A 23,267-nucleotide genomic window follows, 5' to 3' on the forward strand; every position below is an offset into this window, starting at 1 on the left:
CGGTCACGCGTTCTTCGGTTCGACCCGGGCGACGACCACGTGCGGCCGTCCCGGATGCGGCGCGGTGAACGCGGCGTGGAGTGCGTCGTGGTCACGGCCGTCGACCGTGAGCGCCGACCAGCCCGCCGCGTCGAAGCGGGCGGCGATCCCGCCGGGCCGGGCGTACGAGGCGGAGGAGTTGTCGACGACGACGGTGTGCAGCCCTTCCAGGCCGGCGGGCCCGGCGAAGGCGATCGCCTCGTGGTTGCTGCCCTCGTCCAGCTCGGCGTCCCCGATCAGCGTCCACACCCGTGGCTCGTCGAGCCCCTGGGCACGCAGCCCCAGCGCCGTACCGACCGCGATCGGCAGCCCGTGCCCCAGCGACCCGCTGCCGATCTCCGCCCCCGGCACGAGCACGCGGTCGGGGTGGTGGCCGAGCGGGGAGTCGTACGAGCCGAAGCCCGGCAGCCACTCCACCGGCAGGAAACCCTTGGCGGCCAGTACGGCGTAGTACGCCATCGGCCCGTGCCCCTTGGACAGCAGGAACCGGTCCCGCCCGGGGTCGTCCATCCGGTCCGGCCCGACCCGCAGCACCCGGTCGTAGAGCACCCACAGCACGTCCAGCGTGGACGTCGCGGCCGGACCGTGCTTCTCGTCACCGGTCATCAGCCCCATCAGGGCCGCTAGATCCGTGTAACCGTACGCATGTGTGCGTTCCTCGGCGATCGTCATACGGCGATCGTGCGACCTCAACCGAACTTGAGGTCAAGGTCTCCGCGAGGTGTGCCCCCGGTAAACGAGTGCGCGATCACCGCTCCGAGTGCGGTATGGTTTCCGTGCGCGTTCGGCCGGGGGAATCCCCAGGTCAGACGGGCAACGGGACGTGGCGCAGCTTGGTAGCGCACTTGACTGGGGGTCAAGGGGTCGCAGGTTCAAATCCTGTCGTCCCGACTTTGCTTTTCGCAGGTCGGAGGCCGTCTTCTCAGAAAGGGAAGGCGGCCTTTGGTGTGTCCGGGGTGTGGCGGTCGCACCCCACGCCCGTGGCCGAAAGCCGCAGATCGTGACCGTGGTCCGTCGACCGCCGGCCTCCCCGGAGAGCCGGGATGCGTTAATCTCCCGGCCTGCGGCCTGATCGTGGGCGGCCCGAAGGGGTAGCCGGGGAGAGACAGTTGAGGAAGTTCGAGGACCAGGTCCCGTTCGTGGTCCGGTTGGACACCGATGACCGACAGGCGCTCTTCCACCGCGGCGATCCCCTGACCTTTCCCGCGAGACAGGTCCTGCTGCGGGAGCACGAACCCTCGTCCCACGTCCTGATCATCCTCTCCGGCTGGGCCAAGGTGACCTCGGCGGCGCCCAACGGGTACGAGGCGCTCCTCGCCCTCCGGGGACCGGGGGACATCGTCGGAGAGCAGGCACTGCTCAGCGGACGGCCGCGCGGGGCGACCGTCACCGCGCTCGATCGGATCGAGGCGCTCGCCATCGACGCCGACCGGTTCGGATCCCTGCTCGACGAGCGACCCGATGTCGCACGCAAGCTGCTCGCCCTGACCGCTGACCGCACCCGCGACAGCGACCGGCGGCGCGTACAGTTCGCCGCCCTCACCGTGCAGGAGCGGCTTGCCCTGCTCCTCCTGGAACTCATCCACACCCACGGCGAGGAGTCGGAGGACGGAGTGCAGCTCACGGCCGGGCTCACCCAGAGCGAGCTCGCAGGCTCGGTCGGAGCCTCCCGCGAGGCCGTCGCGCGACTCCTCAAGCAGTTGCGGGAGCGGGGCATCGTACGGACCGGGCGGCGCGGGATCATCGTCGTACGCCCTGACGTGCTGCGGCAGATGACGCGCTCCGGGAACGGCTGACCGAGGACGCGGGACCAGCCGGCGCAGCCCGCATTCTGTGCACGTGGTCACATTCCGAATGTGTTAACTTCCGTCGCCCCGTACTCCCGGATGCTGGCATCTTCTGGATGTCCACAAGGCCCTGAGCGGGCCGTTCCACCAGCGGAAGGCGGCCATGCGCGAGCCTGTCAACCGGACCATCCTGCTCCTCGACATCGAGAGGTTCAGCCGTCGCGACGACGTGGTGCAGGCCGTTCTGCGGCGCACCCTGAACAAGATCGTGGACGAGACACTGGAGGCCGCCGGCGTCGAGGCCACCCAGCAGTACCGCGAAGACCGCGGCGACGGCCTGATCGTGCTGCTCAGCGGGGACGTGGCCAAGACGGTACTGCTGCGGACACTGGTCACCACCACTCCCGAACTCCTCCACGAGCACAACCTGCTCGCCTCGGACAGCGCCCAAATGCGGCTCAGGATCGTCCTCGCCGTCGGCGAGGTGGCCCATGACCCGCACGCCGGGACCACCGGGGGACTCGTCGGACACGACCTCAACCAGGCCTGCCGACTGCTCGACGCCGACGTACTGCGGTCCGCCCTCGCCGAGCGCCGGGACGAGCACTGCGTTCTCGCGGTGAGCGCGCCGGTGTACGAGGGTGTGGTCCGGCACGGTCACCGGGGGGTCCGGCCGGACCTCTTCCGGCAGGCGGACGTCACCGTGAAGGACGGTACGCTGCCCGCCTGGATCCACCAGGGCGCCTCATCGGGCCGGACCCCGACCGCCCGGATCACCGCACCGGCTCCGGAACCCGACTCCCCTCCCGCGCGATCCTCCGCTCCCGCACAAGCCGCCGAGGCGGCCGAGGCTCACCCGCCCGCTCCCGCCGCGGGCCGGACCGCCGCTCCGGCTCCCGCCCCCGCTCCCCAGGAGCGGTCCGCCGGAGCCGTGTTCCACTTCCACGGCGCGCCCGTGATCCACGGCTCCCTCGTCGGTGGCGACCAGCAAGGCGTGAGCGGTGGCCAGGTCACCGGTGACGTAGTGCTCGGCGGCACCCGGACCGAGGACGGCACCACGGACGGGAGCCGGCGGTGAACACACCCCAGGACCACCAGGCCGGCCCGGACGGGCAGGGTCCGCACCCGGAACGGTCCGCGACCGCCCCGGACACCCCGGACGGAGCCGCCGACGCCACCGGCGCCGAGGAGTCAGCGGGCGCCGAGGACGAGACGGAACACGCCTGGGACTCCCGCCGGGACCTCTATCGGCACAGCCCCGGCATCATGCTCGGACACTCCGCCCGGATCGGCGGCTCCCTTGTCGGCGGCGACCAGCACGGAGTCAGCGGTGGCCACGTCACCGGCGACGTCATCCTCGGCGGCAGCAAGGTGGAGTACCACCTCGGCGCGGACACCGAGGAACGGTCCGGAGAGATTCCCGGCACCGAGGTCGAGGCCCTGGCACGGAACTTCGTCTACCCGCCCCGGGACGGATCCGGCGCCGGGGCCGACGACACCGCTCCCGCCGACGGCCGGGAACCGGACGAACCATGGGAGCCCGGCAGCCCGTTCGCCCAAGCGCTGGCCGATCTCAGGAACCACCGGGTGGCCCTGCTCTCCGGACCGGCCACCACCGGCCGCAGGGCAGCCGCCCTCATGCTGCTCCGCGCGGTCGGCGCACGCTCCTACCGGGCCCTCGACCCGGCGCTCCCGCCCGGCCGACTCGCCGGTGAGCTGCGCGAAGGCTGCGGCCACCTCGTCGCCGACTTCGCCACCAGCGCTGAACGCCCGCTGCGCGAGCACCACATCCGTGCCCTCAGCGAACGGCTCCACGCCACCGGAAGCCACCTCGTCCTCGTCGTCGGACCCCACCCCGTCGTCCACGGCGGGGTGGCCCCCGTCCCCTGGCAGCCACCGGCCCCCGCCGCGTTGCTCGCCGGACACCTCAGGAACGAGGACATCGGCGGGCGCGGCGTGGACGAGCTTCTCGCCCTCGACGAGGTACGGTCCGTCCTCGCCCACCACCGGCCGGTCGCCGACACCGCCCGCTTCGCCGCACGCGTCGCCGGCTACGCCCGGGGCACGGTGTCCCTGGCCGAGATCGGGGCGTTCGGCCACTACGCCGCCGAACGGCAGGTCAGGGAGTGGTTCGACAGCGCGGACCACACCCTGCACGACAAGGCGTTCCTCATCGCCCTCGCCACCTTCGACGAGGCCCCCTACCCCCTCACCGCGGAGCTGAGCGACGTCCTCTTCGGCTTCCTCCAGCGCATCGAGAACCCGGGCGAGCCGGCTCGGATCCCCGTCTTCGGCACCTCCAGCGCCCAACGGGTCGAGCAGGCACTCGCCGACCGCTACCAGGAGCCCGAGGACACCGACTGGGGCCCGGTGCTCCAGACGAAGGTGCAGTTCAGGGACCGGCTCACCGCCATCACCCTGCTCCGCGAGGTGTGGACCGGTCATCCGTCCGCCCGGCCCGCGCTCGTGGCCTGGCTGCGTCGCCTCGCCGACGACCCCCGGCCCGTGGTCCGTACCCGCGCGGCCGCCACCGCCGCCGTCATGGCCGAGGCCGACCTGCCGTCGGCCATGGCCCTGCTCATCCGCTCCTGGGCGGCGGACCGCCGACTGCGCGCACGGCTCGCCGCTGCCAACGCGCTCGCCCTCGCCCACCACTTGGGTGCCCCGCACGTCTCCCGCATCCTCGCGGAGTGGTGCACCGCCCCGGACCACCGCCTGCGCTGGACCGCCGTCCGCTGCTACGCCCTGGTCGGAGACGCCTTCCCCCAGGAGGCACTCGCCGCGCTCACCGAGGCCGTACGCGGCATGGAGTCCCGGGGAACACCTGCCCGTGGCTGGGCGGAGGAGCGCGACGATCTCGCCCAGTCCGCCGCGGCCCTGCTGCTCGCGGCCGGGCAGGAGGCTGCCGCGCGTGACGACTGGGACGCCGCGGCCGGCCTGTGGGACGCCCTGCCGCGCCTCGCCCACGGCACCACCAGGGACTTCGTACTACGGACCATGGTCCATGCCTGCGGACCCACGGACGGGCCCGCGGGCACGGGACGCCCCCTGCTGCTCGACCTGTTCGCGCGAGCCGACCCGCGACAGGGCACGGACGGAGCGGTGCTGCGGCACGCCCTCGCCGCCCTGTGGCGCCGCGTCCTCAACGACCCGGTGTGCTCCGCCTCCGGACTCAGCACCATGCGCCAATGGGTCCGCGCCGCCGAGGACGACCGGGGGGCCGAGACCGCGCTCGCCGAGCTGATGGCTCTCCTCGTGGTCTCCGCCGAGGACCACCGGCGGCTCGCCTACCTCCTGGAGAACCTGCGCGGCGAGGCCGACTCCGCACCGCCCGCCGTGGCCCTCCGGCTGCACACCCTGGTGTCCGCGCCGCACGTGGACGCCCGTACCGCCGCCGCGACACCCTCCCGGTGAGTGCGGCGACCGCGGTGAACCCCTCGGCATGACGTCCTCGGGCACACGACGTCCGAACCGTTCAAAGGGCACACGACGTCCGAACCGTTCCAAAGGAGCACCGTCACGATGATGAGCCAGCCGCCCCAGTGGCAGCAGGACGCCAACCGTCACTCCGTACTCGTCGACCCGGTGGTCACGATCCAGGAGCTGTCCCGCTTCAAGCCGCTGCGGGCCACGCGCATCGACCACGCCCTCGTGTTCACCACGGCCCAGGGCGGCCTCGACACCTACCTCCCGCCGAGCCGGCCGAGCCGCACCGAGCTGGCCACCCGGCGATGGACCAGCGTGTACGAGGTGGACATGGGGTGGCACGAGGCCGCCACCGTCCTGTCCCTGACCAGCCAGAACGACGCCTTCCTCTTCGAAGTGTCGCTGAACTGCACCTGGCAGGTCCTCGACCCGGCCGCCTTCGTCGCAAGCGGCGAGCGGAACGTGCCGGCCATGGTGCAGCGCCTCGTCGAGCAGGCCATACGGCCCGTACTCCGCGGCTACGCGATGGAGGACAGCGCGGAGGCCGAACTCCACGCCCGCAAGGCCCTGGAGGCCGGCGGCCACCTGGGCGTGCGGGCCGGGCTGGACATCCGCTGCGGCCTGCAGATCCGGCGTGACGAGGCAGCCCTCGAACAGGAGCGTGAACTGCGCGAGATCGCCTTCGCGCGCCAGAAACTGGAACCCCGGCACGCCCTGCTGATGCGGGAGGACGAACTGGCGGCCGAGCGCGCTCTCGTGCAGGGCGAGCAGCAGCACCGCATCGAGTTCCAGCGGCAGGCGCTCGATCACCAGCGCAGTCTCGCCCGCGGCCGTCAGGAGCTGGAACTCCAGGAGATCGAGGCCAAGAAGATCGAGTACTACGCCTACTGGCTGGAGCGCGGCGGCCCGGCCGCCATGGCCTTCCAGCTCGCCCGGCACCCGGAAGACGCCCGCCTCGTGATGGAGAACCTGCGCCAGGACCAGCTGCTGACGATGCAGAACCAGCTCACGGTCGCACTCCAGGCTCTCGGCGGTGGCCCCGGCGGCCTCGAGGAACACCAGATGGACGAGCCGCGCCGGCTCGCGGCCAACGTCATCAAGGAAGTCCTGAGCGCGAAGCTGTCCCAGGGTGCGGCACAGCCACTGCCCGCGGCCGGGGGGCCGGTGTCCCCGGATCCGCCGGGGGGCCAGGCGCCCGGTACCGCGCCGGAGCCTGCGGTGACGTACGGAGGCGGCACACCGCCCGAGACCGAGACTGAGACCGAGCCCGGCCCCGGAGGCACGCCCCCGCCCCAGCCGGAGGACGGACCGGTCTTCGGCTACCCCGCGCCCCCGCAACCGCCGCGATGAGTGCCGCCGTTCCCGAACCCCGATCCGATCCGGACCCCGCACCGACCCCGGTGCGGACCGAGCCGCAGGCACAGCGTACGGCGGAGCGGCTCCTGGGCGAACTGCGCCAGGAGGCCGCCCGCGCCGACACCAAGGGGTCGGTCCTCGTGGCCGCTCAGGGCATGACGACCGCCGCGCTCGTCGGCGTGCTCACCGCGCGCGGATGGCGCTCCGCCGACCTCTCGGCACTCGGCCAGACGATGTGGTGGGCCGGAGTCGCCTGCTTCCTCGTCTCGCTCGTGGCCCTGCTCATGGCCGTCGTGCCCCGCTACCGGACGGCCGACTGGCAGCCGGGCGCCCCCCTCACTCACTTCGCGGACATACGTGGCGCCGCCCGCCAAGGCCTGGAGGCCCTGGAGGAGGCGCTGCGCGAGACCGACCGCGCCCCGAGGGCCGCCGTCCTCGCCTCGCTCAGGGAGAACAGCCGGATCGTCTCGCTCAAGTACGGCTGGCTGAGGACGGGCATGGCCGGGTTCACGGTGGCGCTCGTCCTCCTGCCCGGTGCGCTGCTCGTCGGCTAGCTAGGGCCTGTCTGACCATTCGCGTCGTCGCCCGCGAGGCAGGCGGGAACTGTCAGACAGGCCTAGGGCAGCCGAGGCAGAGGGAGCGCCGCCGACGATTCACACGAGAAGACCGTCAGGAGACACACCGTCATGTCCGACCATGAGGACGTTCCCCCTCCGCCGTATCCGGGGGAGCAGGTTCCGCCGCCGTATCCGGGCGATGAGGGCCCGCCCCCGCCGGGTTCGGGAGGGGCGGCGACACCCGGGTATCCCGCGGACGTCCCGCCCGCGTATCCGGGGCAGACCCCTCCCGCGCACCAGGGTGCCGAGGTGCCTCCGGTGTACCCGGCAGACGCGGCGCCCGCGTACCCCGGGGATGCGTCGTCCGCGTCTCGGGGCGCGAATCCTTCTCCCGCGTATCCGGGTGATGCCGCCCCCTCGTACGCCGGCGAGGTCCCGCCCGCGTACCCGGTGGGCGTGCCGACGGCGTATTCGGGTGAGATTTCTCGTCCCGTGCTCCCGGGTGATGCGGGTCCCTCGTTCGCCGACGGGGAACCGCCCGCGTACTCGGTGGGCGTGCCGACGGCCTTACGGGACCAGACGCCGCCGGCGTATCCCGGCGTGGACTCGCCGTCCTACCCCGGCGACGCGGTGCCCGCGCCGAGGGCCGGGGGCGGCTCACCGCAGGCGCCGGCCACCGCCTACGCACCGTCGGCCACTCCGTACGCCGCGCCCCTGGGGCCCACGGCGCATCCGGCGCCGGTCCCCGGGCCCGCCGCCGACCACGACGACCTGGCCCTGGACCAGGGCCGCAGGATGGTGAAGGCCGCACAGCGGGGCATCGACGGCGCCGCGTTGTCCCACCTGCTGGTGACCGTGCCCCTCGGGCTGATCAGCCTGGCCGTGGTCGCCGTCGTGTCCGGCCTGATCACCCCCGTCCTCGCCCTGATCGTTCCGGTGGCCTGGCTGCTCTCCGGACCTCTCGTCTTCCACCGCGGGGTCGAATCGGCCATCGCCCGGTATCTGTTCGGGATGCGCGGTCCCACGCCGGAGGAGGCCCAGCGGCTGGACGTGGTGTGGGAACAGGTGACCCGGCGGGCCGGGGTGGACCGGGAGACGTACGAGCTCTGGATCCAGGAGCGCACCGAGCTGAACGCGACGGCCGCCGCCGGGCACATCGTCGCCGTCACCCGGCACGCGATGGAGCGGCTGCCCAACTCCCGTCTCGGAGCGGTGCTCGCGCACGAGCTCGGCCACCACGTGGGCGGCCACACCTGGGCGGCGATGCTGGCCGACTGGTACGCGCTGCCCGCGCGGGCGGCCGGGCGGGCGGTCCTCGCCCTCCTGTTCCTCCTCTTCCGCACGAAACACTGGGCCGGCATCGCCTGCGGGGGCTGCCTGTCACTGATGATCGTGCAGTTTCTCTTCCTGATGACCTTCGTGGAGGGGATGTGGTGGCTCGTCCTGCCGGTGGCGGCCGGCCCGCTGGTCATCGCCCGGCTGCACCGGAGGGCCGAGTTCCGTGCCGACGCGTACGCCGTGGGACTCGGGTTCGGTGAGGCGCTGGAGGATGTCCTCATGGCGGAGGCCCGGGCGGCGGCAGTGCCGGGTGCTCCCCCGTACGGTCCGGCACCGGTGCCTCCGGGCGTGCCACCGTTCCAGCAGCCGTACCCGGGGCAGTACCAGGCGCCACAGCCCTACCCGGGGCAGTACCAAGCGCCACAGCCCTACCCGGGTCACGGCCATCCCGTACCACCGAACCCCGGGCCGGGGAAGGCGGTGGACAGCGGGCGCCTGGTGGCCAAGGCCGCGCACACGAACGCCGAGGCGCGACTGCGGAACGTCAGGCTCGTCATGTCCCAGCAGGTCCAGCGTTCGGTTCCCTAGCGCGTTCCCGGGGCGGAGGCCGTGGCGGGGACACCCGAGGCGGCCTCCTCGTCGTTTCCCCGTCCGCCGGCCCGTAGGCCGGCCTTGCCGCCGCGGTCGAGGGCGCACGTCCGCGTGCCGGGCGGGGACGGCATGATCGCGATCGAACGCGTCCTCGCCGAGGCCGTCGGGTGAATTGATACAAATGTCCTTGATGTCGCTCCATGTGCTGCTTAACGTTCGCCGAGTAGGCGATGCCGCGGGGTCCGACACCCGCGCCGCGATCCCGGAAGCGAGGTGTGGAGCGCGTGGTGCGACGGACGCGGGCGCTGGTCGCGTTGACTCTGCTGGCGTCGACGCTCGCCGCCTGCGGCGGCGACGAGGACACCGACCGCCCCACCCTCAACTGGTACAACTTCCCCGACGACTCCGGCGCGCTGCAGAAAGCCGCCGACCGGTGCAGCCAGGCGTCCGGCGGCCGCTACCGGATCAGCTACAACAAGCTGCCCCGGGCCGCCGACGGCCAACGCCAGCAGATGGTGCGCAGGCTCGCCGCCGAGGACGACTCACTCGACATCCTGGGTCTGGACGTCACCTGGGCCGCCGAGTTCGCCGAGGCGCGCTGGATCCGGGAGTGGACGGGCGAGACGAAGCGCCGGGCCACCGAGGGCACGCTCAGCGTCCCCCTGCGGACCGCCACCTGGAAGGGCAGGCTCTACGCCGTCCCGTACAACACCAACACGCAACTCCTGTGGTACCGCAAGGATCTGGTGCCCACCCCGCCCAGGACCTGGTCCGAGATGCTGGAGATGTCCCGCGACCTCGCCCGGCAGGGCAAACCGCACTACGTGGAGATCCAGGGCGCCCAGTACGAAGGCCTGACCGTCTGGTTCAACAGCGTGATCAACAGCGCCGGCGGCTCCATCCTCGACCCGCGCGCCACCGAGCCCTCCCTGGGACCGCCCGCCGTGCGAGCTGCCTCGATCATGCGGGACCTCGCCCGCTCCCCGGCCGCCGACCCCTCCCTGCCCAACCAGATGGAGGACCAGAACCGCCTGGCGATGGAGACGGGGGTGGCGGCCTTCGAACTCAACTACCCGTTCGTCTATCCGTCGATGAAGGCGAACAACCCGAAGCTGTTCAAGGACTTCCGCTGGGCGCCCTATCCCCGGGTCGACGCCGACCGCCCCGCCCGCCCCACCATCGGCGGCATCGACCTCGCCGTCAGCGCCTACTCCCGCCACCCCGACCTGGCCTTCGAGGCCGCCCTGTGCCTGCGCGACCGGGAGAACCAGCTCACCGCCGCGCTCGAGGGCGGACTGCCGCCCACCCTGCGCGCCCTGTACGACGAGCCGGCGTTCATGAAGGCGTACCCCTTCTCCAAGGAGGTGCTGGACGCCCTGGAGTCGGCGAGCGTGCGGCCGGTCACCCCCGCCTACCAGAACGTGTCGATCGCCGTCTCCCACACCCTGTCCCCGCCGTCCGGCATCAAGCCGGAGAGCGCGGTCGGCACCATCGGGGAGCAGATCGACGAGGCCCTGCGATCCGAGGGTGTGATCCCGTGAGCACGACGGCGGAGCCGACGAAGGGCAAGGCGGCCGTCTCGGTCGGCGCTCAGCAGGAACGCCGCCTGGGATGGCTGCTGTGCGCACCGGCCGTCCTCGTCATGATCGCCGTGACCGCCTACCCCATCGGCTACGCGATCTATCTGTCCCTCCAGCGCTACGACCTGCGCTTCCCGGCCCGGGCCGAGTTCGTGGGGCTGAGCAACTACGGGGCGGTGCTGTCCTCGCCGTTCTGGTGGGACGCCTTCTGGGTCACGCTGTTCGTCACCGCCGTGTCCGTGGCCATCGAGCTCGCCCTCGGCATGGGCCTCGCCCTGGTGATGCACCGGACGCTCTTCCTGCGCGGCACGGTGCGCACCGCCGTGCTGATCCCGTACGGCATCGTCACCGTCGTCGCCGCCTTCTCCTGGCAGTACGCCTGGACCCCCGAACTCGGCTATCTCGCCGAGCTGCTGCCCAGCGGCGACGCCCCGCTCACCGAACAGTGGCCCGCGCTCTGGCTGATCATCCTCGCCGAGGTGTGGAAGACCACCCCGTTCATGGCGCTGCTGCTGCTGGCCGGTCTCGCCCTGGTCCCCGAGGAGACCCTGAAGGCGGCGATGGTCGACGGCGCCACCCCCTGGCAGCGGTTCACCAAGGTCATGCTGCCGCTGATGAAACCGGCGATCCTGGTCGCCCTGCTCTTCCGCACCCTGGACGCCTTCCGGATCTTCGACAACATCTACGTCCTGACCGCGGGCGCCCAGGGCACCGGTTCCCTGTCGATCCTCGGCTACGACAACCTGTTCACCGCGCTGAACCTGGGCATCGGGTCGGCGATCTCGGTCCTGATCTTCCTCTGCGTCGGGATCATCGCCTTCACCTTCGTCAAGCTGTTCGGCGCGGCCGCACCGGGCGCGGAGGTGAAACGCTGATGGCCGCCGTGGGCAAGACACACGCGACCCGATGGGGCGTCGTCAACATCGTGGTGGTGCTGTACGCGCTGTTCCCGGTGTGGTGGATCGCCGCCCTGTCCTTCAAGGACCCCGCCACCCTCACCGACGGCAACTACATCCCCCGCGACTGGACCTGGGAGAACTACCGGGGCATCTTCGAGACCTCCGAGTTCACCCGGGCGCTGATCAACTCGATCGGCATCGCCCTGATCGCCACCGTGATCGCGGTGATCCTCGGCACCATGGCCGCCTACGCGGTCGCCCGGCTGCGGTTCCCCGGCAAACAGGTCCTCATCGGCATGTCGCTGCTCATCGCCATGTTCCCGCCGATCTCCCTGGTCTCCCCGCTGTTCAACATCGAGCGGATCATCGGCATCTTCGACACCTGGGCGGGGCTGATCATCCCGTACATGACCTTCTCGCTGCCGCTGGCGATCTACACCCTGTCGGCGTTCTTCCGGGAGATCCCCTGGGACCTGGAGAAGGCCGCCAAGGTGGACGGGGCCACGCCCGCGCAGGCCTTCCGGCTGGTCATCGTGCCGCTGGCCGCGCCGGGCGTGTTCACCACCGCCATCCTCGTGTTCATCTTCTGCTGGAACGACTTCCTCTTCGCGATCTCGCTGACCTCCACCGAGTCCGCGCGGACCGTGCCCGCCGCGATCGCGTTCTTCACCGGCAGCTCGCAGTTCCAGCAGCCCACCGGGTCGATCGCCGCCGCAGCCGTGGTGATCACCATCCCGATCATCATCTTCGTCCTGCTCTTCCAGCGGCGGATCGTCGCCGGACTGACCTCCGGCGCGGTCAAGGGATGAGACTGAAGGCAAGGAGGCACCACCCATGGCCGAGATCGTCCTCAAGGGAGTCACCAAGCGTTATCCCGACGGATCCCTCGCCGTGCGGGACGTGGACATCGACATCGCCGACGGCGAGTTCGTGATCCTGGTCGGCCCGTCCGGATGCGGCAAGTCCACCACCCTGAACATGATCGCCGGGCTCGAGGACATCACCGAGGGCACCCTGCGCATCGGGGGCCGGGTCGTCAACGACCTCGCCCCCAAGGAGCGCGACGTCGCCATGGTGTTCCAGAGCTACGCCCTGTACCCGCACATGAGCGTGCGGGAGAACATGGGGTTCCCGCTGCGGCTGGCGAGGGTGGACAAGGCCACCATCGACAGCAAGGTCGAGGAGGCCGCCCGGGTGCTCGACCTGAGCGAGTTCCTGGACCGCAAGCCCGCCCACCTCTCCGGCGGACAGCGCCAGCGGGTGGCCATGGGGCGGGCGATCGTCCGCGACCCCAAGGCCTTCCTCATGGACGAGCCGCTGTCCAACCTCGACGCCAAGCTCCGCGTGCAGATGCGCACCCAGATCTCCCGGCTGCAGCGCCGCCTGGGCACCACCACCGTGTACGTCACCCACGACCAGACCGAGGCGATGACCCTCGGCGACCGGGTCGTCGTCATGCGGCAGGGCCTGGTCCAGCAGACCGGCACCCCCGCCCAGCTCTACGACCTGCCGCGCAACCTGTTCGTCGCGGGCTTCATCGGCTCCCCGGCGATGAACTTCCTCAACGCCTCCCTCTCCGAGGGCGTCCTGCGCACCCCGCTGGGCGCCCTGCCGCTCGACGACCGCATGCGCCGGGCGCTGGAGGAGCGGAACGCGCCCCGCGAGGTCATCGTCGGGCTCCGTCCCGAGGCGTTCGAGGACGCGAGCCTGGCGCGCGAGACGGGCGGCCCCCTCGTCACCGCCACCGTGGACGTGCTGGAGTCGCTGGGCTCCGACGCCTACGTCTACTTCAGTGCCGAGGGCGGGCCGGTGACCACCGCCGAACTGGAGGAACTCGCCACGGACTCCGGCGCGCGCGACACCGGGGCCGGGGCCGGGCAGCAGATCGTGGCCCGGCTGAACGCCGCCACCCGCGCCCGCGAGGGCGCACCCGTCGACCTCCGCATCGACATGGGCAAGGCCCATGTCTTCGACCCGTCGACCGGGACCAACCTCACCCACCCGGAGAGCACGGACTGAGCCCTGCCGGCGTCGTCAGACGGCGCAGCCCGCGTGGGCCAGCGCCTGCTTCAGCAGCACCCCGTGCCCGCCGGGCATCTCGCTCTGGACCGCCTGCGACACGGCCTCCTGCGGGCTGAACCACACCAGGTCCAGCGCGTCCTGCCGGGGCCGGCAGTCGCCCGTCACCGGCACGATGTACGCCAGCGACACCGCGTGCTGACGAGGATCGTGGAAGGGGGTGATGCCCTGGGTGGGGAAGTACTCGGCGACCGTGAACGGCTGGAGCGACGCCGGGACGCGGGGCAGCGCCACCGGGCCGAGATCCTTCTCCAGGTGGCGCAGCAGGGCGTCCCGGACGCGTTCGTGGTGCAGCACCCGGCCGGACACCAGAGTCCGGCTGACCGTTCCTTCCGGCCCCATGCGCAGCAGCAGACCGACGCTGGTGACTTCACCGCTGTCGTCGACACGCACGGGGACGGCCTCGACGTACAGGATCGGCATGTGGGCGCGCGCCATCTCCAGATCGTCGGAGGACAGCCAACCCGGCGTGGTTTCGGTCATGTCAGACATTGCTTGATCATACTTTCAGCGGTCGGGGCGTGGGGGTAGCCGCTCCGGAACGGGTGTGATCGCCCCCACGTCCGACCGGCCCGCCCTCCGGGTCAGGGTTTCACGGCCACCGCGCCGTACTGCGGTACCACGACGGCGGAGTCCGAGGCGGCACGCCACCGCGAACACGACACCAGGCCGGGTTCGACCAGCTCCAGGCCCTCGAAGAACGCGGCGATGTCCGCGGCGCCGCGGGCCGTGATCGGGGGAGTGGCGTTCTTGTTCCAGAACTCCATGGCGGGAACCTGCAGTTCGCCGCCGACCTCGGGGTCGAAGGTGGGGTGGGTGAGGACCAGGAAGCTCCCGGAGGGCACCGACGCCATGACCCGGCGCACGATGTCACGGGCCTGGCCGGTGTCGAGTACGAAGTTGAGGATGCCCAGCATCATCACCGCGACGGGGCGGGAGATGTCCAGGGTCCCGGCGGCGCGTTCCAGGATGGCGTCCGGGTCGTGCACGTCGGCGTCGATGTAGTCGGTGGCGCCCTCGCCGGTGCCGGTCAGCAGGGTGCGGGCGTGCACCAGCACGATCGGGTCGTTGTCGACGTACACGATCCGCGCGTCCGGCGCGATGCGCTGGGCGATCTCATGGGTGTTGTCCGCGGTCGGGAGGCCCGTGCCGATGTCGAGGAACTGCCGCACGCCGCGCTCGCGGGTCAGATACGTCACCGCCCGGCCCAGGAACTCCCGGTCCGCGCGGGCGATGTCCCGGACGATCGGGTTGATCGAGGCGACGTGGTCGCCGACCTGCTGGTCGACCGCGTAGTTGTCCTTGCCGCCGATCCAGTAGTTCCACACGCGCGCGTTGTGCGCCACACCGGTGTCCAGCCTCGCCGAGCCGCTCGGCGGGGTGTGGCTCTCACTCACGGTCTCTCCCTCTCCCTTGCCCGTACGGCCGGGTCGGGCCGCCCGGCCATTGTGCCGCGCGGTGATCACATTGTCCCGCGAAAGGGGGGCGGGACGGCCCGGTTGACGTCGAGTCACCGCGACGCGGCCCGGCTCAGGGAGTCCTCGGCCACATCCTTGTCGAGCGCCGCGCGGACCAACGCCGCCGCCAGGACGGCCGGTTCGGCGTGTCCCGCCAGGGACAGGAGCCGGTCCGGGTCCTTCGGCAGCCTCAGCCGTTCCGCGCCCTGGAGGGCCTTGGCGTCCAGATAAGGGGCGGCCTCCGGCCAGACGCGCTGGACCTCGCGCAGGAAGATGTCCGCACCGGCGGGGCCCACACCGGGGAACTCCTGGAGCAGCCGGCGCAGTTCGGCGACCTCGCCGTCCGCCTCCTGACGGAGCCGGCGCAGGTCGCCGCCCCAGCGCTCGGTCAACAGCTCGGCGCCCTCGCCGAGCTGGGTCGCGGTGCGTTCGTCGTAGCGCCGGTAGCCGCCCCGGCCGAGCGCGTCCACCCGCTCCTGCCAGTCGGCGTCGGCCATCCGGCGGGGATCGCGCAGCCCCGCCTCGTACAGGGCACGGGCGGTGGCCACGGCGATCGACCCCTTGATGCGGGCGCTGAGCAGATGGGCCAGCACCAGCAGTCGGTACAGCGGCTGCGGTGTGTCCCTCAGGTCGATGCCCGCCTCCTGCGCGTACGTCCGGCCGTGCGCCTCGACGAGGGCGCGCACCACGGCCCGCTCGTCCCGGCCGGCCACGGCTACGCCTTGAGCGGGTCGTGTCCGAGCGTCATCAGCCGGTGCCGACGGGGCGTGTCCTCGGCCGCGGGCTCGTTCCCCGGGTCCGTCTGCGCGGTGACGGCGTCCACGACCTCCTCCATCACGCGCAGGTCGTCCTCGGTCAGGTCGGTGCGGCGCTTTTGCAGGATGGCCAGGACGTGCCGCCCCGTCTCGGTGCCGGCCTGGTCGGGCAGCGGTTCGGTCGTCTCGTCGGCGTCACTCACCCGCAGCCAGGCGGCGAGCTCCGGCGAGGTCATGTTCACCACGCGGTGGAAGCCGTCCCACAGCGCGTCGATTTCGAGGGCGTCGCTCATGATGTGCCCCTTGTGTGCGTGTGTGTGCCGTGCCGGGGCGCTCAGGACTCGCCGGGGACGTTCTCCGCCTCGAACATCCAGCGCTGCTTCTCCAGTTCCGCGGTGATCGAGATCAGCAGGTCCTGGGTGACCAGGTCCGCCTTCTCGGTGGCGTCGATGCGCTCGCGCAGCCGGGCGACCGCGGCGCCCAGCGCCTCCGTCATGACCCGTACGGCTTCCGTGTCGCGCAGCCAGCCCTGCGCCGGGGCCGGCAGGGAGAACACCTTGGCGATGGTCTCCGGACGGCCGTCCGGCGGCACGCCGAGCGCCGCGGCCCGCTCCGCCACCGTGTCGGCCTGGGCGCGCGCGGCCGACACCACCTCGTCCAGCTGGAGGTGGATGGACCGGAACCGGGGACCCACGACGTTCCAGTGCGCCTGCTTCCCGATCAGCGACAGCCCGAGCAGGTCGACCAGGGTGTCCTGGAGGGCCTCGCAGGAAACCCGGCGGGCCTCGTCGGGCAGGGTGCTCTTCACGACGGTCATGGGGTGCTGCTCCTCCTTGCTCGATGTGTCGTTCACGAACGCGCGGGTGCCCCCGCCCCTCCGGCACAAACCCGGCACCGGGTGCCGGACGGGCCGTGGGCGCGGTTCCGGGAAGCTTCCCCGCGACCGTCCGGCCGTCTATAGTCGAAAACTAGCGGTGCTAATTTAGATGGCCGCCGGTCGAGCAGAGTCATCGCCCTCGGGTCAGGAGTCCTGTCGTGCGTCCCGTCCACTTCGCGGCCGCCCGCCGCACCCCCATCGGCAAACTGCGTGGAGCCCTCTCGGCCGTACGGCCCGACGACCTCGCCGCCGCCGTGATCCGCGGCCTGGTCGCCGACGTGCCCGCGCTGGACCCGGCCCGCGTCGACGACGTCTACTGGGGCGCCGCCAACCAGGCCGGCGAGGACAACCGCAACGTCGCCCGCATGGCCGCGCTGCTCGCCGGGCTCCCCGAGTCGGTCCCCGGTGCCACGGTCAACCGGCTGTGCGCCTCCGGACTGGAGGCCGTCACCACCGCCGCCCGCACCATCGCCGCGGGCGAGGCCGACATCGTGATCGCGGGCGGCTCCGAGTCGATGAGCCGCGCCCCCTTCGTCCTGCCCCGCCCCGACGAGGCCCTCCCGCACCGCATGGAGACCGCCGACACCCGCCTCGGCTGGCGGCTGGTCAACCCCGCGATGAAGGAACTGCACGGCCTGCTGGCCATGGGCGAGACGGCGGAGGAGGTCGCCGCCCGCTACGGCGTCCCGCGCGAACGCCAGGACGAGTTCGCCCTGCGCAGCCACCAGCGGGCCGCCAACGCCCGCAAGAACGGTCACTTCGACGACGAACTCCTGCCCGTTCACCGCCCGGACGGCGTGGTGGTCGACGCCGACGAGTGCATCCGTGAGGACACCTCGCTCGAGAAGCTGGCCCGGCTGAAGCCGGTGTTCCGTGCGGGCGGTTCGGTCACCGCGGGCAACGCGTCCCCGATGAACGACGGCGCCGCGGGCCTGATCCTCGTCAGCGAGGAGGCCCTGAACGAGCTGGGACTCGAGTCGCTGGGCCGCTACGTCGCCGGCGCCTCCGCGGGCGTCCACCCCGACGTCATGGGCATCGGCCCCGTCCCCGCCACGCGCAAGGTGCTGGCCCGCGCCGACTGGGCTGTCGGCGACCTCCAGGAGGCCGAGTTCAATGAGGCGTTCGCGGCGCAGGCCCTGGCCTGCGTGGACCAGCTCGGCATCGACCCCGACCTGGTCAACCCCAGCGGCGGCGCGATCGCCCTGGGCCACCCGCTGGGCTGTTCCGGCGCCCGCATCCTCACCACCCTGCTGCACCGCATGCGCCGCACCGGCGCCGAACGGGGCCTGGCGACCATGTGCGTGGGCGTGGGGCAGGGCAGCGCGGTGCTCGTCGAGCGGCACTAGGATCCGTCTTCGAACAGGTCTCGCCCCGAGCAGGAACGAGGCAGGCAAGACCGCTGCTTCCTAGGAGGTGGCGGTCTTGTCGTACCTGGACGCGACGCCTCGGAAGCCCTTGAGCCGGTTGAAGCAGCGTTCGACGATGTCGCGCCTGCGGTGGACCTCCGGGTCGAACACGGGCGGTCTGCCGCCGCGACGTCCCTTCTGGCGGCGGTGGCGTTCCTGGACGCGGCCGGTGACATCGGGTGGCTGGTTCGGATCGACTCCCCCATCGTCCGCGCCCACCAGTACGCCACCGCCACGGGCCGCAAAAGGGGGACCGGGCGGATGGACGAACCGGACGCTCACGCCCTCGGCCGGTCGTCTGGGCCTGCACTTGCTGCAGGGCCCGGGTGAGGACTCCGTCGAAGGCGTAGCGGCGGAAGCGGGTGTAGACCGTCTTCCACGGCCCGTACCGTTCCGGCAGGTCCGCCAGGAGATCCCGGTCCTCATTGTGTAGACCATGCCGTTGATCACCCGGCGGTCCTCCACTGGCGGCCGAACCGTCGCGGCCCGTGGAATGAGCGGAGCGAGTAATTCCCACTTCTCATCGATGAGTTCATGACGGCGCGCCACGCCACCGTGATCCGCCATCCAGCGACCTGTGAAGACGGACCCTAGATGGCGGTCCCGGCTTCGAGGTCGAAGGGGACACCTGTGAGCTGCTCGCTCGCCGCCCACAACCGCCTGCCCTCCGCGGGGTCGTCGGCGCCTGCGGGAAGCTTGGCGGGCTTGGGGGTGCCGGAGGTCTGGTCCCTGCCGGCGGGGCCGATGAACCAGCCCGAATGGACGTACGGGCTGGTCGCCGCGTACAGGGAGGGCCAGGCCGCACCCTCGGCCGAGCCCATGAGCAGGCGTGCGGCGATCGAGGTGACCATGCGGCTCAGAGCGCTGTTGCCGTGCTGCTGCAGACCGGTCATCGCCGACCCCGGGTGGACGACGAGCGCCTTGACGGGGCTGCTCGCAGTGCGGCGCGCGAGTTCGAGGGTGTAGACGATGTTGGCGCGCTTGGACTTGGCGTAGGCGCCCATGGCGCGGTAGCTCTTTTCGCTCATCAGGTCGTCCAGCCTGCCCATCGGCCACCGCGCCGCGATGGCGCTGACGGTGACCACGCGCGGTGCGGACGAGCGGCGCACGGCGGGCCAGACCTGGGCGTCGAAGGCGAAGTGGCCGAGGTGATTGGTGCCGACCGTCATCTCGAGGCCGTCGTGGGTGGTTCGCCGCTCGGGCAGGTTCATCACGCCGGCGTTGTTGAAGAGCAGGTCAACCGTCTCGGTCTCGGCGATTCGGGTGGCCGCGTCGCGGACGGAGGAGAGGTCGGAGAGGTCGAGCACGAGGGTGTCCGTCCGGGCCTCGGGGGTCGCGGCGCGCACAGCCTCCGCGGCCTGGTTCAGCCTGGTCTGGCTGCGGCCGGCCAGGATGACGCGAGCCCCGTGCCCGGCGAGCGCGCGGGCGGTCGCGAGTCCGATCCCGCCGTTCGCGCCGGTGATCAGCGCCGTGCGGCCGGTCTGATCGGGGATGTCGTCGGGAGTCCAGTGGTTCACCGTTGTCACGCTCCTCGGATTCGTTGCTTTGTGCTCGGTCATGCGGCGCTCGGCGGTTTCGTGATACCGAGCTGGAAGAGCATGCCGAGGATGTCCTCGGCGAAGGCGGCTTCGGCGACGAACTGGATGATGTCCGGGCGCATGCCGCTGAAGGAGCCGGCGGCACTGGGCCGCCAGGAACTTCCTGCAGGCGTCGGTGCCGCGGTGTTCTGCCAGGCTGCCGCCGCGCCACATCGCGTCGTCCGCCCAGAGTCGGTCGATGACGTCGAGACAGCCCCCGTTGACGACTTCGTCGATGAAGGGCGTCGGTCCTGGTGGGCAGCCCAAGACCTCCCCCCTTTTTCAGACCGGTGGTCTGTTTGGCTGCGACCCCCAACGTAGGAGACCGCCGGTCTGATGTCAAAAGACCGACAGTCTGTAACCTGGGAGCATGACGAACTTCCAGCGCGCGCGCAGTGAGGAGCAGCGTGAGGTACGGCGCCAGGCCATCCTCGACACCACCGCCGCCATGCTCGAGGAGATGCCCATCGGCGAGATCAGCCTGAACGAGCTGAGCCGCCGCGTCGGGCTGGCGAAGTCCAATGTGCTGCGCTATTTCGAATCGCGTGAGGCGATCCTGCTGGAGCTGCTCGACCGCGCCTGGCGGCAGTGGGTGGCCGACTTGCCTGCCCTTGCGCACGCCGGCATCGACCAGGACGCTCCGGTGAGCTGCCGTACGGAGCGGTTCGCCGCCGTCATCGCGGGCTCCCTCGCCCAACGCCGGGTCCTGTGTGACCTGTTGAGCGCGCAGGCGGGCGTACTGGAACACAACGTTTCCCCGCAGGTGGCCGCCCGCTATAAGCGCGCGGCCGTGGCCAACGTCGCCGACATGGCGGCGCTGGCCCACCAGCACCTTCCTGAGCTGGGCGACAGCGCACCGCAGTTGACCGCAGCCATGATCATGGCCGTCGGCGCCGTGTGGACACACGCACGGCCCTCCCCGGCGATGCTCGCCGCCTACGAAGCCGACCTTTCACTCACCGCGTTCAAGCTGGACTTCGTGACTGCTCTGCAGGAGATGCTGGCCACGCTCACCGCGGGCACCATCGCCCGCGTCTCCGCCTGAGCCCGGTTCCGCCCCACTCGCCTTGGAACATCCACGCGCGTCACGGACTAGTACGGCGCCGGCGCGGCCGTACGGGTACGGGTTACGGGTCCGGGCCCGGCGTCGGCGCGGGGGCACGGGTACGGTCTGCGCCGCGGGCACGGGTACGGCGCCGGTGCGCACGGCAGCCATCAGGCGAGACGGTCCTTACCGGCGCCGGTTGCCTGCACATAGCATCGGCCTCCGCATGAACACGATGACGCTCTGGCACCTCACCGGCTGGGAATTCGCCGCGCTCGCCTTCGCGGCCCTGCTCGTCGGCTTCTCCAAGACCGCCGTCAGCGGGGCCAACACGGTCAGCCTCGCCATCTTCGCCGCCGTCCTGCCCGCCCGCGCCTCCACCGGCGTACTGCTGCCCATCCTGATCGCCGGGGACGTGCTCGCCGTCCTCACCTACCGCCGGCACGCCCACTGGCCCACGCTGTGGCGGCTGTTCCCGGCGGTCGCGGCGGGCGTCGTCGTCGGCACCGTGTTCCTGATGTGGGCGGACGACGGGATCGTACGGACCTCGATCGGAGCGATCCTGCTGCTGATGGCCGGGGTGACGGTGTGGCGGCGGCGCCAGGCCGACGCCGAGGAGGAGCCCGACGGGGTCACCACCCGGGCCGGCCGCGCCAAAGCCCGCTCCTACGGCGTCCTCGGCGGCTTCACCACCATGGTCGCCAACGCGGGCGGCCCGGTGATGTCGATGTATCTGCTCTCCGCGGGCTTCCGCAAGCTCGGCTTCCTCGGGACCTCGGCGTTCTTCTTCCTGATCGTCAACACCTCCAAGCTGCCCTTCAGCGCCGGTCTCGGCCTGATCGACGCCGATTCGCTGCTGCTCGACGCGGCGCTCGTGCTGTTCGTGGTGCCCGGCGCGTTCCTCGGCAGATGGGCTGTGAACAGGATCAACCAGCGCCTCTTCGAGCAGCTGGTGATCGCGGCGACAGTCGTGGGCGGCGTACAGCTACTGGTGCGCTGAGCGGGACCCGGCCGGTGCGGTCGGCTCACCCGGACCCAACCCTTCGTGCGGTGCGTCCGGCCGCGGCGGCTCCGGCGGCGCGTCCGGTGCGGCGGCCGGTGCGGCCGGTGCGGAGTACGGGCGGTGCAGCCGGCTCGGCGCGGCGGTACGGCCGACCGTCGCCGCCAGCTTGCGCAGCCGCCGCCAGTCCATGCGGGGCGGGGCCTTGGTGACGCCGGGCCGCTTGCGCGGGACCCGGACGCGGAGCGCGCCCGGTGCGATGCGGCAGCGGACGGGTGCGGGCAGCACCATCGCCTCCCCGTCGACCCCGGCCTCGATCTCCGGGCGGTTCGCCTCGATGACGACCTCGGAGGCGGTCAGGATGGTGAGCCCGCTCGGATCCGGGTTCAGCAGCAGCGCGGCGGCGCCCACGGCACCCTCCAGCCTGACCCCGAGGACTCCCAGCACGGCGGAGTCGAGCCGCTCCCGCCGCCCGAGTCCGAAGGGATCGCCCGTGCGGTAGGGGTTGTTGCTGACCAGCACGGCCTGCGGCGCGGTGAGCGTCGTGTCCCCCGCGCGGGCGACCAGCCGGGGCCCCTGCTGACCGCTGAGCAGATCGGGCAGCATGTCCAGGCTGGTGCCGATCTTGTCGTCGCGATAGGTGGGGCTCTGCACGATTGCCGCGTACGCGCCGAAGGAGGCGTTGTTCACGAACGGCTGCTCACCCGCGAACCCCAGGTCCACACGGAGTTCCACGCCGTCGGTGAGCGCGTCGAGACAGGCGGCTGGGTTCCCGCGGTCCAGGCCGAGGTCGAGGGCGAAGTGGTTGCGGGTTCCGGCGCTGATCACCAGGAAGGGGATGTCGTGCTCGGCGGCCACGGCCGCCACCAGGGCCTGGGTGCCGTCGCCGCCGGCGGCGCCCAGCAGGTCCGCGCCGTCCGCGACGGCGGCCCGGGCCAACTCGGTGACGTCGTGCTGCTTGCCCGGTTCGAGCAGCACCACCCGCGCACCCATGCGCTCCGCCTTCTCCCGCAGCCGGAACCGGCCCACCTTGCCGCCGCCGGACCGGGGATTCATGATCAGTACCGGCCGCCGGGGCGGCGGCAGCCGCCGTTCGCGTGTCGCGGCCCGCTCGCTGCCCGTTCCGCGCAGCGCGAACCGGCCGCTCCACACCGCCAGGCCCCACAGGGCCAGCGACACCACCAACGCCCAGAACAGGGTGGCGGCGAACAGCGCGACCAGACCGGCGGGCACGCAGACGGCGATCAGCGCGGCCCCCCACCGCAGCGGGCCCCGCAGGGTCAGCGTCCACCACACGGCGGCGGCGCTCAGCCCCAGTCCCGCGATCCCGCAGACCAGCAGGAGCAGCCCGCGCAGCCCGCCGTAGACGAGAGGGGTCGCCACCGCGAGCGCGGCAGCGGTCAGCGCCCCCCGCGCCGCCCACCGCTGAACGCGGTAGCCCCGCCTGCTCAAGTCCACGGCCATGATTCCTCCAGTCACCGGCGTCATCGTAGGACGTGGGCGGACGTGTGTGCGGCCGGATGTCGGATGCCGGTCACCGCGGCGGCCGGACGGCGCG

The 23,267-nt window shown here is 71.8% G+C and carries 22 protein-coding genes, 1 tRNA gene and 1 pseudogene; 14 read left to right on the top strand and 10 right to left on the bottom strand.

Features of this window, described 5'->3' with window-relative positions; translation table 11 throughout:
- Window positions 1-3: 3 nt before the first annotated feature.
- Window positions 4-711 carry a thiamine pyrophosphate-binding protein gene (locus IE178_RS25010; RefSeq protein WP_184762402.1) on the bottom strand — a complete coding sequence of 236 codons (708 nt, stop codon included), beginning with the start codon at window positions 709-711 and terminating at the stop codon, window positions 4-6.
- Between the two features lie 145 nt (window positions 712-856).
- Between IE178_RS25010 and IE178_RS25015 the strand changes: the two genes are divergently transcribed.
- The 11 genes from IE178_RS25015 (at window position 857) to IE178_RS25065 (ending at window position 13,532) form a co-directional block, all read left to right on the top strand.
- Window positions 857-930 (top strand) — tRNA-Pro (locus tag IE178_RS25015).
- A 218-nt stretch (window positions 931-1,148) separates the two neighbouring features.
- On the top strand, window positions 1,149-1,835 hold the full coding sequence (locus IE178_RS25020; protein WP_184762403.1) for a Crp/Fnr family transcriptional regulator: 687 nt from the start codon (window positions 1,149-1,151) through the stop codon (window positions 1,833-1,835).
- 154 nt (window positions 1,836-1,989) lie between these two features.
- Complete coding sequence (locus IE178_RS25025; RefSeq protein WP_193513851.1) at window positions 1,990-2,904, top strand: hypothetical protein; 915 nt, start codon at window positions 1,990-1,992, stop codon at window positions 2,902-2,904.
- The gene (locus tag IE178_RS25030; protein ID WP_184762405.1) at window positions 2,901-5,240 is read left to right on the top strand and encodes a hypothetical protein; all 2,340 of its coding nucleotides are present in this window, start codon (window positions 2,901-2,903) and stop codon (window positions 5,238-5,240) included. Before IE178_RS25025 ends, IE178_RS25030 begins: the two co-directional genes overlap by 4 nt.
- Window positions 5,241-5,351: 111 nt before the next feature.
- A complete protein-coding gene (locus tag IE178_RS25035) occupies window positions 5,352-6,602 on the top strand; it encodes a PE-PGRS family protein (protein WP_193513852.1) in 1,251 nt (416 codons plus the stop codon).
- Window positions 6,599-7,162: a Pycsar system effector family protein gene (locus IE178_RS25040; protein ID WP_318280230.1), complete on the top strand. Its 564-nt coding sequence runs from the start codon at window positions 6,599-6,601 to the stop codon at window positions 7,160-7,162. Before IE178_RS25035 ends, IE178_RS25040 begins: the two co-directional genes overlap by 4 nt.
- 558 nt (window positions 7,163-7,720) lie before the next feature.
- The gene (locus IE178_RS25045) at window positions 7,721-9,031 is read left to right on the top strand and encodes a M48 family metalloprotease (protein WP_193513853.1); all 1,311 of its coding nucleotides are present in this window, start codon (window positions 7,721-7,723) and stop codon (window positions 9,029-9,031) included.
- Between the two features lie 287 nt (window positions 9,032-9,318).
- A complete protein-coding gene (locus IE178_RS25050) occupies window positions 9,319-10,575 on the top strand; it encodes an ABC transporter substrate-binding protein (protein ID WP_229875944.1) in 1,257 nt (418 codons plus the stop codon).
- Window positions 10,572-11,489, top strand: a complete 918-nt coding sequence (locus tag IE178_RS25055; protein ID WP_184762410.1) for a carbohydrate ABC transporter permease — start codon at window positions 10,572-10,574, stop codon at window positions 11,487-11,489. The genes IE178_RS25050 and IE178_RS25055 overlap by 4 nt, the downstream gene beginning before the upstream one ends.
- Window positions 11,489-12,322, top strand: a complete 834-nt coding sequence (locus tag IE178_RS25060; protein WP_221491972.1) for a carbohydrate ABC transporter permease — start codon at window positions 11,489-11,491, stop codon at window positions 12,320-12,322. The genes IE178_RS25055 and IE178_RS25060 overlap by 1 nt, the downstream gene beginning before the upstream one ends.
- A 25-nt stretch (window positions 12,323-12,347) precedes the next feature.
- Entirely contained in the window at window positions 12,348-13,532 is a 1,185-nt protein-coding gene (locus IE178_RS25065; protein ID WP_184762411.1) for an ABC transporter ATP-binding protein, read from the top strand.
- A gap of 15 nt (window positions 13,533-13,547) precedes the next feature.
- Here IE178_RS25065 and IE178_RS25070 read toward each other — a convergent pair whose 3' ends face one another.
- From IE178_RS25070 to IE178_RS25090, 5 genes are all read right to left on the bottom strand, one after another.
- Window positions 13,548-14,084, bottom strand: a complete 537-nt coding sequence (locus IE178_RS25070; protein WP_184762412.1) for an NUDIX hydrolase family protein — start codon at window positions 14,082-14,084, stop codon at window positions 13,548-13,550.
- Window positions 14,085-14,176: 92 nt separating this feature from the next.
- A complete protein-coding gene (locus IE178_RS25075; protein WP_193513854.1) occupies window positions 14,177-14,989 on the bottom strand; it encodes an SAM-dependent methyltransferase in 813 nt (270 codons plus the stop codon).
- A 113-nt stretch (window positions 14,990-15,102) separates the two neighbouring features.
- Window positions 15,103-15,762: an HhH-GDP family DNA glycosylase gene (locus tag IE178_RS25080; protein ID WP_193513855.1), complete on the bottom strand. Its 660-nt coding sequence runs from the start codon at window positions 15,760-15,762 to the stop codon at window positions 15,103-15,105.
- Window positions 15,763-15,764: 2 nt separating this feature from the next.
- Entirely contained in the window at window positions 15,765-16,097 is a 333-nt protein-coding gene (locus IE178_RS25085; protein WP_184762415.1) for a DUF3140 domain-containing protein, read from the bottom strand.
- Between the two features lie 41 nt (window positions 16,098-16,138).
- Window positions 16,139-16,621: a Dps family protein gene (locus tag IE178_RS25090; RefSeq protein WP_184762829.1), complete on the bottom strand. Its 483-nt coding sequence runs from the start codon at window positions 16,619-16,621 to the stop codon at window positions 16,139-16,141.
- Window positions 16,622-16,839: 218 nt separating this feature from the next.
- Here IE178_RS25090 and IE178_RS25095 point away from each other — a divergent pair, with 218 nt between their 5' ends.
- On the top strand, window positions 16,840-18,027 hold the full coding sequence (locus IE178_RS25095; protein WP_184762416.1) for a thiolase family protein: 1,188 nt from the start codon (window positions 16,840-16,842) through the stop codon (window positions 18,025-18,027).
- A 60-nt stretch (window positions 18,028-18,087) separates the two neighbouring features.
- Here the strand turns inward: IE178_RS25095 and IE178_RS36185 are convergent, their stop codons facing one another.
- The 3 genes and pseudogenes from IE178_RS36185 to IE178_RS25105 all read right to left on the bottom strand — a co-directional run bounded on the left by IE178_RS36185 (window position 18,088) and on the right by IE178_RS25105 (window position 19,613).
- Window positions 18,088-18,306, bottom strand: a complete 219-nt coding sequence (locus IE178_RS36185) for a hypothetical protein (RefSeq protein ID WP_318280231.1) — start codon at window positions 18,304-18,306, stop codon at window positions 18,088-18,090.
- A gap of 174 nt (window positions 18,307-18,480) precedes the next feature.
- Window positions 18,481-18,654: pseudogene (locus IE178_RS36635) on the bottom strand (transposase); the annotation flags it as partial.
- A 23-nt stretch (window positions 18,655-18,677) separates the two neighbouring features.
- Entirely contained in the window at window positions 18,678-19,613 is a 936-nt protein-coding gene (locus tag IE178_RS25105) for an oxidoreductase (protein ID WP_318280232.1), read from the bottom strand.
- 421 nt (window positions 19,614-20,034) lie between these two features.
- Between IE178_RS25105 and IE178_RS25110 the strand changes: the two genes are divergently transcribed.
- Complete coding sequence (locus tag IE178_RS25110; protein ID WP_193513858.1) at window positions 20,035-20,709, top strand: TetR/AcrR family transcriptional regulator; 675 nt, start codon at window positions 20,035-20,037, stop codon at window positions 20,707-20,709.
- 226 nt (window positions 20,710-20,935) lie between these two features.
- Complete coding sequence (locus tag IE178_RS25115) at window positions 20,936-21,709, top strand: sulfite exporter TauE/SafE family protein (protein ID WP_193513859.1); 774 nt, start codon at window positions 20,936-20,938, stop codon at window positions 21,707-21,709.
- Here the strand turns inward: IE178_RS25115 and IE178_RS25120 are convergent.
- Window positions 21,695-23,173, bottom strand: a complete 1,479-nt coding sequence (locus IE178_RS25120) for a diacylglycerol/lipid kinase family protein (protein ID WP_318280244.1) — start codon at window positions 23,171-23,173, stop codon at window positions 21,695-21,697. The genes IE178_RS25115 and IE178_RS25120 overlap by 15 nt on opposite strands.
- Window positions 23,174-23,267 lie beyond the last annotated feature (94 nt).

The sequence above is a fragment of the Streptomyces griseoloalbus genome, assembly GCA_014650015.1.
Lineage (GTDB): Bacteria > Actinomycetota > Actinomycetes > Streptomycetales > Streptomycetaceae > Streptomyces > Streptomyces griseoloalbus.